The sequence below is a fragment of the Thermodesulfovibrio sp. 3907-1M genome (genome assembly GCF_040450955.1).
GTDB lineage: Bacteria > Nitrospirota > Thermodesulfovibrionia > Thermodesulfovibrionales > Thermodesulfovibrionaceae > Thermodesulfovibrio > Thermodesulfovibrio autotrophicus.
Genome location: NZ_CP144373.1, coordinates 1,317,723 through 1,330,262 on the forward strand (window position 1 = coordinate 1,317,723; position 12,540 = coordinate 1,330,262).

Annotated in this window: 15 protein-coding genes; 5 read left to right on the forward strand and 10 right to left on the reverse strand. The window is 35.6% G+C overall.

The features are described from left to right. Nucleotides 1–885 carry a polyprenyl synthetase family protein gene (locus V4D30_RS06815; RefSeq protein ID WP_353683570.1) on the forward strand — a complete coding sequence of 295 codons (885 nt, stop codon included), beginning with the start codon at nt 1–3 and terminating at the stop codon, nt 883–885. Next, entirely contained in the window at nt 882–1,640 is a 759-nt protein-coding gene (locus V4D30_RS06820; protein WP_353683571.1) for a TlyA family RNA methyltransferase, read from the forward strand. The genes V4D30_RS06815 and V4D30_RS06820 overlap by 4 nt, the downstream gene beginning before the upstream one ends. Here the strand turns inward: V4D30_RS06820 and V4D30_RS06825 are convergent. Both V4D30_RS06825 and V4D30_RS06830 read right to left on the reverse strand, forming a co-directional pair. Further along, nucleotides 1,606–2,775, reverse strand: coding sequence for a permease (locus V4D30_RS06825; protein ID WP_353683572.1), 1,170 nt, complete (start codon nt 2,773–2,775; stop codon nt 1,606–1,608). The two genes, V4D30_RS06820 and V4D30_RS06825, sit on opposite strands and share 35 nt — an antisense overlap. Nucleotides 2,776–2,797: 22 nt before the next feature. After that, a complete protein-coding gene (locus V4D30_RS06830; RefSeq protein WP_353683573.1) occupies nt 2,798–3,157 on the reverse strand; it encodes a metalloregulator ArsR/SmtB family transcription factor in 360 nt (119 codons plus the stop codon). 563 nt (nt 3,158–3,720) lie between these two features. On the opposite strand from V4D30_RS06830, the gene rfaD reads away from it, so the two are divergent. Further along, nucleotides 3,721–4,680, forward strand: a complete 960-nt coding sequence (gene rfaD, locus V4D30_RS06835; RefSeq protein ID WP_353683574.1) for an ADP-glyceromanno-heptose 6-epimerase — start codon at nt 3,721–3,723, stop codon at nt 4,678–4,680. A gap of 1 nt (nt 4,681) precedes the next feature. On the opposite strand, the gene V4D30_RS06840 is transcribed toward rfaD, so the two are convergent. After that, on the reverse strand, nt 4,682–5,257 hold the full coding sequence (locus tag V4D30_RS06840) for a class II aldolase/adducin family protein (RefSeq protein ID WP_353683575.1): 576 nt from the start codon (nt 5,255–5,257) through the stop codon (nt 4,682–4,684). 56 nt (nt 5,258–5,313) lie between these two features. On the opposite strand from V4D30_RS06840, the gene V4D30_RS06845 reads away from it, so the two are divergent. Both V4D30_RS06845 and V4D30_RS06850 read left to right on the forward strand, forming a co-directional pair. After that, nucleotides 5,314–5,952, forward strand: coding sequence for a HEAT repeat domain-containing protein (locus V4D30_RS06845; protein ID WP_353683576.1), 639 nt, complete (start codon nt 5,314–5,316; stop codon nt 5,950–5,952). After that, the gene (locus V4D30_RS06850; RefSeq protein WP_353683577.1) at nt 5,930–6,805 is read left to right on the forward strand and encodes a metallophosphoesterase family protein; all 876 of its coding nucleotides are present in this window, start codon (nt 5,930–5,932) and stop codon (nt 6,803–6,805) included. Before V4D30_RS06845 ends, V4D30_RS06850 begins: the two co-directional genes overlap by 23 nt. On the opposite strand, the gene V4D30_RS06855 is transcribed toward V4D30_RS06850, so the two are convergent. The 7 genes from V4D30_RS06855 to clpX all read right to left on the reverse strand — a co-directional run bounded on the left by V4D30_RS06855 (nt 6,777) and on the right by clpX (nt 12,531). Next, on the reverse strand, nt 6,777–6,977 hold the full coding sequence (locus tag V4D30_RS06855; protein WP_353683578.1) for a DUF6485 family protein: 201 nt from the start codon (nt 6,975–6,977) through the stop codon (nt 6,777–6,779). The genes V4D30_RS06850 and V4D30_RS06855 overlap by 29 nt on opposite strands. A gap of 16 nt (nt 6,978–6,993) precedes the next feature. Next, nucleotides 6,994–7,683, reverse strand: coding sequence for a Crp/Fnr family transcriptional regulator (locus V4D30_RS06860; RefSeq protein WP_353683579.1), 690 nt, complete (start codon nt 7,681–7,683; stop codon nt 6,994–6,996). Nucleotides 7,684–7,701: 18 nt separating this feature from the next. Next, a complete protein-coding gene (locus V4D30_RS06865; RefSeq protein ID WP_353683580.1) occupies nt 7,702–9,306 on the reverse strand; it encodes a (Fe-S)-binding protein in 1,605 nt (534 codons plus the stop codon). A gap of 10 nt (nt 9,307–9,316) precedes the next feature. After that, nucleotides 9,317–10,210, reverse strand: coding sequence for a hypothetical protein (locus V4D30_RS06870; protein WP_353683581.1), 894 nt, complete (start codon nt 10,208–10,210; stop codon nt 9,317–9,319). A gap of 116 nt (nt 10,211–10,326) precedes the next feature. Then, complete coding sequence (locus V4D30_RS06875) at nt 10,327–10,944, reverse strand: YkgJ family cysteine cluster protein (protein ID WP_353683582.1); 618 nt, start codon at nt 10,942–10,944, stop codon at nt 10,327–10,329. Beyond that, a complete protein-coding gene (locus V4D30_RS06880; protein ID WP_353683583.1) occupies nt 10,931–11,305 on the reverse strand; it encodes a cyclophilin-like fold protein in 375 nt (124 codons plus the stop codon). The genes V4D30_RS06875 and V4D30_RS06880 overlap by 14 nt, the downstream gene beginning before the upstream one ends. Continuing rightward, nucleotides 11,302–12,531, reverse strand: a complete 1,230-nt coding sequence (gene clpX / locus V4D30_RS06885; protein ID WP_353683584.1) for an ATP-dependent Clp protease ATP-binding subunit ClpX — start codon at nt 12,529–12,531, stop codon at nt 11,302–11,304. Before clpX ends, V4D30_RS06880 begins: the two co-directional genes overlap by 4 nt. Between the last annotated feature and the right edge of the window lie 9 nt (nt 12,532–12,540).

The following is a 12,540-nucleotide window of genomic DNA, read 5'->3' on the forward strand; positions in this document are numbered from 1 at the left end:
ATGTTTGATCTAAAAAAATACATTGCCGAAAAAAAAGAGAAAGTTGAAGAATTTATCAAATCTTATTTCAATCCATCCATAAAACCGTCCATACTTCATGACTCTGTTTTTTACTCTTTAACTGCTGGTGGAAAAAGACTGAGACCCGTTCTCTGTATCGCTTCCTATGAAGCCTGTGGAGGCAAGAAAGATATAACTCCATATGCGACTGCAATAGAGTTTATCCATACCTATTCTTTAATTCACGATGACCTTCCTTCAATGGATAACGATGACCTAAGACGGGGTAAACCAACAAATCATAAAGTATTTGGAGAGGGAATTGCAATCCTTGCAGGTGATGGATTGCTGACAGAGGCTTTTAGAATTCTATCCAATCCAGAATATGCTGATGTTGAGCCATTAAATCTTATAAAGGTCATTTATGAATTAAGTAGTTCAGCGGGTGTTTACGGAATGGTAGGAGGTCAGGCAATGGATTTAATCTCAGAGGGAAAAGAGCCTGATAGAGAAACTGTTGAATTCATTCATTTAAATAAAACTGCAAAGTTGATTTCTGCATCCGTTAAATCAGGAGCAATACTTGCCAGTGCTGATGATGAAAAAATAAAAAGAATTGAAAAATACGGATTAAGTATAGGTCTTGCCTTTCAAATAATTGATGACATCCTTGATATAGAGGGCTGTACTGAGGAGATGGGAAAACCAAAAGGCTCTGATATTGAAAAAGGAAAGATGACCTATCCAAGAGTATATGGAATTGCTGAATCAAAGAAAAAGGCAAAAAAACTGATAGATGAGGCCCTGGATGCTCTTTTAACATTTGATCATAAAGCAGAACCATTAAGAGAGATTGCAAGATATATAATAAAACGCACATCGTGAAGCTTCGTCTGGATCAATTACTCCTTAAAAAGGGCATTACCGAAAGCAGAGAAAAAGCCCGTGCACTCATAATTGAGGGAAAAGTCATTGTAAATGGACGGAAAATTGAAAAGCCAGGCACACAGGTTGATGAAGATGCAAAAATAGAGCTCTGCGGACAGCCTCTTCCATATGTTAGCAGAGGTGGATTAAAGCTTGAGGCAGCATTAAAAGCTTTTTCTATAGATGTGAAAGATAAAGTAGCAATGGATGTGGGCGCAAGCACAGGAGGATTTACTGACTGTCTTTTGCAGCATGGTGCAAAGCGTGTTTATGCAATAGATGTTGGATATGGTAAGCTTGCATGGAAACTCAGAACAGATCCGAGAGTTATTCCAGTAGAGAGAACGAATATAAGATACATGAATAGAGAAAGCATTCCCGAGGATATTGATATAGCAACAGTTGATGTATCCTTCATATCTTTAAAGCTTGTTATTCCAAAACTTATAGAGTTCCTGAAACCAGGAGGTGAAATTATCGCACTAATTAAACCACAGTTTGAGGTTGGTCGTGGTGAAGTTGACAGAGGTGGAATAGTAAAAGCTCCAGAAAAAAGAAGAAAAGCAGTAGAGGAAATTAAAAAATTCTTTGAAACTCTGAATCTCATTGTAGTTGGTATTATAGAGTCTCCCATCAAAGGGCAAAAAGGCAATATTGAGTATTTAATCTATGCTAAGGTCAATCAACAATTGCACCAAAAACCATGCCTGTAATTGTTGCCATTATAATAACGAGGCTTACATAGACTGCTGTTTTTTTGAATCCTATTGTTCTCATTATAACAATCATACTTGGAAGACTCAGCGCAGGTCCTGCAAGCAGAAGTGCAAGGGCAGGTCCTTTTCCCATTCCTGCACCGAGCAAACCCTGAATTATAGGAACTTCTGTTAGAGTTGCAAAATACATAAAAGCTCCCACAACACTGGCTATAAAGTTTGCCTGTAAAGAGTTTCCGCCCACCAATGAGTAAACCCACTCTGATGGAACAACTCCTTCATGTCCTACTCTACCAAAGAAAAATCCAGCAACGACAACACCGATAAAAAGAAGAGGAATTATAAGATAGGCATAATACCATGTCTGATAAACCCACTGAGTAATTTCATCCTTACTGAACCATTTAAGGCTGAACAAAACTACCAGTGTAAGGAATACTATTGCAAGCACCCACTTTATATTATACACGGTCCACCAGAGAGAAACTGCGCCTTCCTGTGGTTTTCCCCAGTTTGCGAAAATTAGAAATCCTATCATGAAAAAAAGATGTAGTGCTGTCTGATAAAGTGGTTTAGCCTGTGGCCCTGCAACATCAAACTCCTCATCAGCCTGCCTTTTTTTCTCTTCTTTTATAAAAATAAGATGCATGAGCAATCCAATAATTATGCTGAAAAGAACTGCTCCTACTGCCCTTGCAACTCCAATATCCCATCCAAGAATTCTTGCAGTGAGAATTATTGCAAGAACATTTATTGCAGGACCAGAGTAAAGAAAAGCAATTGCAGGACCAAGCCCTGCTCCTCTTTGATAGATACTCATAAACAGGGGCAGTATTGTGCAGGAACACACAGCCAGAATTGAGCCAGATACAGCAGCCACACCATAAGAAAGAACCTTGTTTGCCTTTGCACCAAAGTATTTCATTACAGCAGCTTTGTTTACAAAAACAGCAATTGCACCTGCAATGAAAAAAGCTGGAATTAAGCATAAAAGCACATGCTCCTGAGCATACCACTTAGCAAGAGCTAAGGATTCAAAAATCGCATTGGTAAATCTTTGATTTTCTATTGGAAGAAAATAAAATACAAGAAAAATAAGAACAATCAATCCAAGTTTAGTTTTTTCCTTCAATTTTATCCTCCTGAATTTTTAATTAAGTCTTACAATAGCGGGGATCCTGGCTATCTTTAAAATTTTTTAGACTTTCAAGCTCTTTTCTTATTTCATCATCTGAAATCTTTTCAAGCACAGAGAGAATTAAAAATCTTTTAAACAGATCTGCGTCATCAAGGCTATAAAGAATCCATTTTCCTTTTCTTTTTATCTTTACAAGCCCTGCTTCCTTTAAAACGCCGAGATGAAATGAAACCTTTGGCTGAACCATCTCAAGAGCATTAACTATCTCACATACGCAAAGTTCGCCTTTTTCAAGAAGTTTGAGAATTTTAAGCCTCGTTTCATCAGATAAGGCATGAAACACCTTTGCCAACTCAGATGTTTTCAAATTTTTCATAAAAAAGTATAAAAAATTTTTTATATGTTTGTCAACTTACTAAGATTGCAGATAGAGCTGAAAAACATTGCATCTTTGTCATTACAAAGGTGGCATTCCACCTTTATTGTCATCCCAATGCTTTCTTTTTATCATTGTATATTAGATTCCGAGCTAAACGAGGAATCTCATCTTTTTTCTTTTTGTCATTCCAAACAGAGCACGAACGGAGTGAGGAATCTCCTTATCACAAAGATTGCCACGCCCGACTTTGTCGGGCTCTCAATGACAAAGTGTCATTCCGAGGAGCGTAAGCGACGAGGAATCTCCTCATTTTCTTTAAAAGTGAAACGGGAGAAATGAGAAGTGAAAAGAATTATTAATGAGGGGATTGCAAGCCCGACAAAGTCGGGCATGGTAAATACCATCTTTTTCAGTAAGGAGGAGGTTCCTCACTTCGGTTTGAAATGATAAAGAAAGAGGCAGGTCACATTTATATCTACAATTTCAAAACTTTTTCCTTCTCGTTACAGAATAGAGCAAAATTCTGGTAAAATAAAAATTAAACTGTTCTGGAGGTAAAATTGAGCTACATAATTGTCACTGGAGGAGCTGGATTTATTGGCTCAAATGTGGTAAAAAGGCTTAATGAACTGGGTGAAGAAAAAATCTTCATAGTTGATAATTTAAATACCTCGGAAAAGTGGAAAAATCTTGTGGAACTTAATTTTGAGGATTACATTCATAAAGATGAGTTTATTGAAAAAATAGAGGAATTTAAAATTTCAACTAAAGCAATAATCCATCTTGGTGCAAGAAGTAGCACTACTGAAAGGGATGTTGATTTTCTTATGAAAAACAACTATGAATACACTAAAAAGCTGGCAAAATGGTCATTAAAAAACAATGTCAGATTCATATATGCATCAACTGCAGCCACCTATGGAGATGGCTCTAAAGGATTTTCTGATGAGCATAGCTTAATTCCTCTTTTAAGACCTTTAAATGCCTATGGTTATTCAAAGCAGATATTTGACCTCTGGGCATTAAAAAATGGAATTCTTGATAAAATAGTTGGGTTAAAATACTTCAATGTTTACGGACCAGGAGAAGCTCATAAAGGTGACATGAGAAGTATGGTTTTAAAAGCCTATGAGCAGATTAAAAAAGATGGCAAAATAAGACTTTTTAAATCCTATCACCCGCATTACAGAGATGGTGAACAACTTAGAGATTTCATTTATGTAAAAGATGCTGTAGAGATGACTCTGTTTTTCCTTGAAAAACCTGAAATAAATGGGATTTTCAATGCAGGAACAGGCATACCCCGTTCATGGAATGATTTAGCAAAAGCGGTTTTTTCAGCATTAGGACTTAAACCACAGATTGAATACATTGACATGCCAGAAGAAATTAAAGAAAGATATCAATATCTTACAAAAGCTGATATGAGTAAACTTAAAAAAGCAGGCTACAATAAACCCACTTTATCTCTTGAAGAAGGGATAAAAGACTATATTGTTAACTATCTTGAAAAACACTAAGTTATCTCTGAATTAATCTTATCAAAATATAAATCTTGCAGAGTTTTTCAAGAAGTTCACAGACTGAAAAAGCTTCCTCCATGTTATATCCTACACTAACAGCTCCATGCCTTGATAAAAAAACAGCTTTTTTATTCCCTAAAGCTTTTACAACCTCTGCAGCAAGCTCTTTTGTTCCAGAGGGAGCGTATTTTGTAACATCTATCTGTCCTCCCAGAACATCCATCTGTTCATCAAGAATTGAAGGAAGAGAAAGATTCAAGGCTGCCATTGTGCATGCAAAAGTAGAATGTGTGTGAATCACCGCATTTACATCCTCTCTTGCCTTATAAATCTCTATATGAAGCTTTCTTTCCGATGAGGGTTCTCTGTCTCCTTCTATGACATTCTCATTAAAATCAATAATTACCACATCTGATGCTTTCATTGTATTGTAAGATTTGGATTTTGCTGTAATAGCAATAAGATTTTCTTTCAGTCTCATACTAATGTTACCACTACATCCAGTAACAAGCCCTTTTTTATAAATTCTTTTTGCTATCTTCACAACTTCTTCTCTTTCTTTTTTCCATTGCATAGTTTTATTATAAAATAATTATAAAATTTATAAAAAAACCGTTACGGAGGTTTTTTATGAAAAATTTTTTGAAACTTCTGATTTTAGTATTTCTGCTTTTCCCTTTTACCAGTGTTTACAGCCTTACAATTGATGAACTTTTTAAGGAGCTTGATACACCCCAATGGAGAGATAAGATTGTAGATCCAGCATTTGTTGGAAAATTCAAAAATCCTGATATGCTTTCAACTGTTGTAAAACTTGCTGATGCAAGGGGTTATGACTGGAGATACAGAATCCGCGCAATAAGACTACTTGGAAGTATCGGCAGTCCTCAGGCTGAGGAAGCTTTACTGGGAATGTTTCAGGACCCCTTCTTTCATAATGAATGTCCTTCTCTAAAATCTTATGTAGCTGATGCTTTAGGAGACTTTAAACCAAGCATGAGGCTTCTTGAGATTCTTAAAGAAGGCTTAAATGACCCAGAAACTCTTGTGAGAGAAGCTACTGCAAGGTCACTGGGTAGAATTAAGATGGCTGAAGCAGTTAAATATTTAAAAGAAGCCTTTTTATCAGAAAAAACTCTTGCAGTGAGAATAGCAATTATCAATGCATTAAAATCAATAGGGACACCAGAGGCAAAAAACTTTATAAAGGAAATAGCCTCTGACGGGAACCATAAAGAACTGATAGATGTTTTCGGAAGTTCTTTATAATACGGAATTATTAAATGATTTTGAACCAGAAGATATTATTGAGGTTTTTAAAAATACCACTGAAGTGCTGGCAAAGGAGCCTGCTTTTATAAAACCAGATCTTCAGGAAGGTAAAGCAGTATTTGTTGGAGATACTCATGGAGATTTTTCAACTACAAAATACATCGTTAAAAGATTTTTAAATGCCTCAGGCAAACAATATCTTGTATTTCTTGGAGATTATGTGGATAGAGAGCCTGAACCTGAAGGTTCTCTCTGGAATCTTGTTTATCTATGCTTGCTGAAAATAAACTTTCCAGAAAGAGTTTTTCTCTTAAAGGGTAACCATGAAGCAAACTATGCTGTGGAATGTTTTCCCTATGAATTTAATGAAGAGCTTATTGAAATTTTTGGTAGCACAGGAGTAAAAATCCATGAGGCTGCGGTATCCGTTTTTAAAGAGATGCCTTTGATGCTTCAGACACTAAATGGAGTTGTAGCTGCTCATGGTGGATTTCCCATGAGAGGACAAAAAATAGAGGATAAATCTCGTGAAGATTTAATTATGGACATTTTATGGGCAGACCCTGAGTGTTCTCCCATGTTTAGAGGATATGGAGTTCCTAAGTTCACAGAGGAGCAACTCATTAATTTTTTAGATTCTTGTGGTGCTTCATGTTTTATAAGAGGACATGACTACACTGTAGCAGGCAAAGCTATATATTCAAATAAGTGCATAACTGTATTTACCTGCCGTAGATACGCATTCAAGGCAGGCATGACTGTAGCAAAAGTTGATTTATCCAGAAAAGTTAAAGATGCAACAGATATTGTTTTAGAAGACTTTACTTCTTTCCTTGATACATTGATATAAATCTTTTTATACTTCTGTCATAGGTAGCTTCCACTTCTGGAGTAAAATAACATGCTGGCAGCTCTCCTCTTTTTCTGTGATAATGCAAGCATTCACAGCATATTCCTTTTTTCTCACAGGGTTCATAACTGCAGTTACAGATTTTTTTGTTTCTTTCAATTCTGCATTCCATAAGCCTTCCTCCTCAATCAAAGTTTATTTTTAAGTAATTCAAAAAGCCTATCTATATCTTTCACGATAATCTTACGATTTTGCTCAACTATGTAGCCTTCTTTTTTTAATCTGCCTATTATTCTTATTGCCGTTTCAGTAGTTGTGCCTGCCATTTCTGCAATCTCCTGCTTTGTGAGTTTTAAATCTATTAAAACCCCTTCTGAAACTTTTTTACCATACTTTGTGGTAAGCTTGAGGATTTGATAAACAATCCTTGATAAAACATCTTCCAGCGCGAGATTTTTAAGACTTTCAACGCCTGCTCTCAGCCTCATAGTAATATGATGTAGAATCTTATTATTTAAACCAGGATACTTATTGAATACTTTTAAAAAAATATTCCTCCCAACCTTTCCAACCTCGCAATTCTCTATTGCTATTGCAGTAGCTGGATAAGGAAAATTTTTTATTACTGCAAGAGCACCAAAAAAATCAGGTGCATCAATTATTTCAAGAACAATTTCTCTGCCATCAGCGGAAAACTTTGATATTTTAACCTTACCTTTTAAAAGAATATAAAACCACTCCGCGCTGTCTCCTTCATAAAAAATTACCTGACGTTTTTTAAAGCTCTGGATTGTTAAATTTTTTTCAAGATTTCTCAGATCATCGTTGCTCAGTTCATTGAAAATGGCAATTTCTTCAAGCATTAATAATTTTAACAAAAAATTACGGTTTCTATCTCATTCTTCCATTTCCTCAAAGTTAAATAATGGTGGTATATCTGCCATGGCATTAACGACTAAATCCACCAGTCCAGAGTAATTAATCTTAAATTTCTCAAAAAGTCCATAAGTCTTTATCATATCTCTCAAGGCTCCTTTACAGTTAGAGCATGTAGCAACAACAAGTTTAGGAACATTCTGATTCAGGACATCCTTGAAAGTATCAAGAATCTGTCTGGTTTTTAATCGGAAAGAGACTTTATCTCTCCATACAGGGAAATTAAGTGATCGGATTATTGCAAAACCACTTCCCCCACCACAACAATAGTTAAAAGGACCGTGAGGGTTCATCTCTCTAAATGTTCCAGGAGAGACTGCTTTTATTATTTCTCTTTGGGGATTCACAATCCCCATTAATCTAACTATGTTACAGGAATCATGGAATGTTATGGGGAAGTTGTTTCTCATCGGGTCTAATTTAATTCTTCCACTTTTTATAATCTCCCACACTAAAGGTATACAGCTTTCTCTTTTAATGTTCCACAGTGGAGAGCTTGCAGGAAGAATTCTGTCAAAAATTACAGAATAAACCTTGTGAGAGTGACCACATTCTCCTATTACCAGCTTTTTAACTCCAAGCTCTTGGGCAATCTTTAAATGTCTTAACCCAACTCTTGCCAGTTCAATATCATCATACCATGCACCATAATTAACTCCATCATATCCAAGTGTTTCACTGCTTAAAGTATAATTAACTCCTGCAGCATCCAAAAGTATTGCAAATGCTGCTATGTGGTCAGGCCAGGCAAGATACTCTCCACCGTTATGCAGTAACAGAATATCAGCTCCCTTTTTATCTACTGGAATAGTGATTTTTCTTCCTGTTCTTTCATAAATATCTTCTTCAATAAATTTTATTATATCCTTAAATGCATCAGGTCCCATTCCAGTTGATGAGCCAGCTCTTAAATGCAACCTTGTTCCTTTTTTATAAACCTCTTCAGGAGCCATGCCGAGTTCCTGGCTGAATAGTTTTCTTAATTCTCTTGCAATCAACCCATTATCAACTCCAACAGGGCAGTATAAAGCACATCTTCTACAAAGGGTGCATCTGTAAGCAAGCTCTAAAAGCCTTCTTATCAAAGAATAAGTAGCTTCTATATCTGCGCCGACAAAAGATTTTAACAATTTACCACCGGGAGTTAAATATCTTTTATGAATTCTGCGAAGTATTTCTGAACGAAAATTGGGTCTGTATATCTCTTTCTTACCACTACCAATATATACATGACAGGCTTCTGCACAGGTATTACATTTCACACAGTGTTTCAGGGAAAGATAAAAGGGTTTGTAAAAAGTCCAGTTGGATTGAGGATTTAAAAGTTTTTTAATGCCATTAATAAAATTTTTTACAACTTCCTTTTTTTCTTCTTCTGAGGGATTTAAAATCTGAAAACCTGAGAAACCATCAAGAGAAAGGTCATATTTATCAAACCAATCCTCAGGAGCTTTGTAATTTCCATTTTTTTCATCAACATAAGGAGCTAAAGAGAGAAGTTCATTTTCGTTTATATCTACAATTGGCTTTCTGGACTCCTTTGCAACTTCTTTTAATTCTTTCATTCTTAGCCTCCTATATTTTTTCATGAAGATTGGTGTTCTGGGCATTTTCAAGCCATGTTTGGTGAGAAAGGATATGTGGACCTGACCATTCCACTTTGTAATTAAGCTGTTCAGAGATTTTTTTCTCTTCTGTAGAACTTTTTATCTGATACATATCGTTCCATAAAATACTGTGGAAGGTTGAATACTTAACAGGACCGTGAAAAAATCTTGAAACGGGAATGTAAATCAAAAATAACTCAAAAATAACAAAGTGAACTATTGTAATAGTAGATAATTCATGAACAGGAACACCTCCATTTAAAACTCCATTTAAATAAGCTAAGAATTGATCCGTCCCATTATCTTTCATTATTGCAAATAAGCCTGAAGTAAAAAGAATCAGAAGAAACAGAAGATTGAAATAATCAATACCTGAAGTGTATATTTTTAAATCATGCGTGGAAACTCTCTTAATAATTAACCCGAGAATTCCAAGAATTCCTAAAATGTAAGAAAGATAGGCTACGAAATCAAGTTTTGAAGCAATCTCCCAGTTAAAAACTCCATTTATCAAAAGAATTCCCATCCAGAGGAACAGTAGCCAAATTCCCCAATGTAAAGCCAGTGACCAGATCCATATACCGTAAGGATTGAATTTTTTTACTCTGTGTAGATAAAAAATTTCTTTAAGAGGCTCTATTATTTCTCCCATGAAGTATCTCTCTGGTTTTTTGTCCTGCCAGTCAACCTCTTCCATGTAAGAACCACCGTATTTTCTTTTTTCTTCTGCTTCATGTGGCAACGGATAAATCTCCCATCTAAGATTAAGTGGCATTTTTGAGATTCTGTAAAACTTGATTGCGATACCAAGAATCATTATGACAGGAGAAGCTAAAGCAATGATAAATAATAAATTTCCCATGCTTTTCCTCCATGAAAAAGTTTTTTTTATAAAATATATAAATTTATTTTATAGTAAAACAAAAATTTTAAAAAAATCAATATTTGATTGAAATTCTTTAAAAAGTAAAGAAGCTTTTAAAGCCTTAGATTATCCATTCTTCTTGCCAGTTCAATCCATGGATAGTTTTGAAGAACTCGGACGAGTGAATTAAGTCTACCGGAGTTTATAAAATCAACTTTTTCTTCCTCATCATAAACATTGTAAAATGGCGTTGTCTCATAGAGGGCTTTACCAAGATAGTGTTCTGAAGGCTTTAGTACATCTTCAGGTCTTGTATAAAATGGATCTTCACCGGGATTGCAGGATTTATTAAATACATTGAACTGTCTGCATGCAAGAGGCCTCATCGGATAAATTGAGCATACTTCATCAATCAAAAATGGACAGGGTTCGCCTTTTTTATGAGATATAAGTGAGGCTTTTATTTTTGTTCGCAAGGGCTCTTTTACTTTTTCAATTACATACCAGTAAATTCCCACAATTTCAATAGGATAAACGGGAATGTCACGATGGGTTTTACAGCAAAAGCTGCATCCACGATAACATGCAAGTTTTTTGCCCTTTTTTTTATATTTATCAATATCTTTTTTAACTCCTTCATCCATTATTGCATAGGCATTAAGAAGCAAAGATAGCCAGCTGTGAAGTTTTTCATCTTCAGGAAAGCTGAGCCTCAGTTTATTCTTTTTCAATTCTGATTTTTTTTGCACCCTTCAGAGTTTTTAAAATAGATGGATCGTCAATAACTCTTCCAACGATATTTACTTCACTGGCTGGGACAGGATCCTCGCCAGTGCTTAAAGGAGTTTTTCCAAAAAATACTGCCAGAGCTTTACCTGGAGGCCAGTAACCAATGTCTCCTACTGCTACACAGGTAGTTGCTGTGCTGTCAAGAGGCATGCTTATCCCTATTGAAAAATAGAATTCATCACCCCATTCATTGATTTTGCTTTCTATTGGAAGTGCTTCAAGAATTTTTTTTGCACATTCAGTATCATATAATTCTGCTCTTATTTGTCTTCCATCAATAATTAATCTGACTTTTGTATTCATGCCTGTTTTACTTTCTTTTCCCTGTAAATCAAAAGAGGAGATGTCTTTTTATTTACCACATCCTCGTTTATAATGCACTCTGAGATTCCCTTTTCAGAAGGAATGAGATACATAACATCAAGCATTATGTCTTCCAGTATGCTTCTTAAAGCACGAGCACCTGTTTTTCTCTCAATTGCTTTTTTTGCAATTGCCCGTAAAGCATCTTCAGTGAATGTAAGTTTTACTCCATCAATGCTGAAAAGTTTCTGATACTGCTTTACAAGAGCATTCTTTGGTTTGGTAAGTATTTCTACAAGAGCATTCTCATCAAGTTCATTTAGGGTGGCTACAACAGGAAATCTTCCCACAAATTCTGGAATCATCCCATATTTTATCAAATCCTCTGGCTCAACATAACTTAAAACATTTTCCTTATCCATCTTTGCTGTCTCTGAGAGAAATCCGATTGTTCTTTTACCAATCCTCTTTTTTATAATCTCTTCAAGCCCTACAAATGCACCACCGCATATAAAAAGTATGTTTGTTGTATCCATCTGAATGTATTCCTGTTGAGGATGCTTTCTTCCTCCCTGAGGAGGTATATTTGCCAGTGTTCCTTCCACTATTTTTAAAAGCGCCTGTTGAACTCCTTCTCCTGATACATCACGAGTAATGGATGGACTGTCAGATTTTCTGCTTATTTTGTCAATTTCATCAATGTAAATTATTCCTATTTGAGCACGCTGGATGTCATAATTGGCATTCTGAAGCAGTTTAAGAAGGATGTTTTCCACATCCTCACCAACATATCCCGCCTCTGTAAGTGTCGTAGCATCAGCAATTGCAAATGGAACATCAAGAAACTTTGCAAGAGTTTGCGCTAAAAGGGTTTTCCCTGTTCCAGTAGGACCGATAAGCATTATATTGCTTTTCTGAATTTCATCAGAGGAAGAGCCTTTAAAAATTCTTTTGTAATGATTGTACACAGCAACTGAAAGAATTTTCTTTGCTCTTTCCTGCCCGATAACATAGTCATTCAGAAATTTGTGAATCTCCTGAGGAGTTGGCAAATCTGTTTTTATTCCTTCAAGACTATTAAATCTTTCCTCTTCAAGAATCTCATTACAAAGGGCAACACATTCATCACATATGTAGACTCCATTGCCTGCAATGAGTTTTTTTACCTCTTTCTGTGATTTTCCACAAAAAGAACATCTCAGTGTTTCTTCGTTCTTTCTTGCCATGCTAACACC

Excerpts from the sequence above, each read along its gene's own strand:
- V4D30_RS06815 (WP_353683570.1), top strand. The coding sequence starts at position 1 with ATGTTTGATCTAAAAAAATACATTGCCGAAAAAAAAGAGAAAGTTGAA.
- V4D30_RS06830 (WP_353683573.1), bottom strand. The coding sequence starts at position 3,157 with ATGAAAAATTTGAAAACATCTGAGTTGGCAAAGGTGTTTCATGCCTTA.
- V4D30_RS06840 (WP_353683575.1), bottom strand. The coding sequence starts at position 5,257 with ATGCAATGGAAAAAAGAAAGAGAAGAAGTTGTGAAGATAGCAAAAAGA.
- V4D30_RS06845 (WP_353683576.1), top strand. The coding sequence starts at position 5,314 with ATGAAAAATTTTTTGAAACTTCTGATTTTAGTATTTCTGCTTTTCCCT.
- V4D30_RS06850 (WP_353683577.1), top strand. The coding sequence starts at position 5,930 with ATGTTTTCGGAAGTTCTTTATAATACGGAATTATTAAATGATTTTGAA.
- V4D30_RS06855 (WP_353683578.1), bottom strand. The coding sequence starts at position 6,977 with ATGGAATGCAGAATTGAAAGAAACAAAAAAATCTGTAACTGCAGTTAT.
- V4D30_RS06865 (WP_353683580.1), bottom strand. The coding sequence starts at position 9,306 with ATGAAAGAATTAAAAGAAGTTGCAAAGGAGTCCAGAAAGCCAATTGTA.
- V4D30_RS06870 (WP_353683581.1), bottom strand. The coding sequence starts at position 10,210 with ATGGGAAATTTATTATTTATCATTGCTTTAGCTTCTCCTGTCATAATG.
- V4D30_RS06880 (WP_353683583.1), bottom strand. The coding sequence starts at position 11,305 with ATGAATACAAAAGTCAGATTAATTATTGATGGAAGACAAATAAGAGCA.
- clpX (WP_353683584.1), bottom strand. The coding sequence starts at position 12,531 with ATGGCAAGAAAGAACGAAGAAACACTGAGATGTTCTTTTTGTGGAAAA.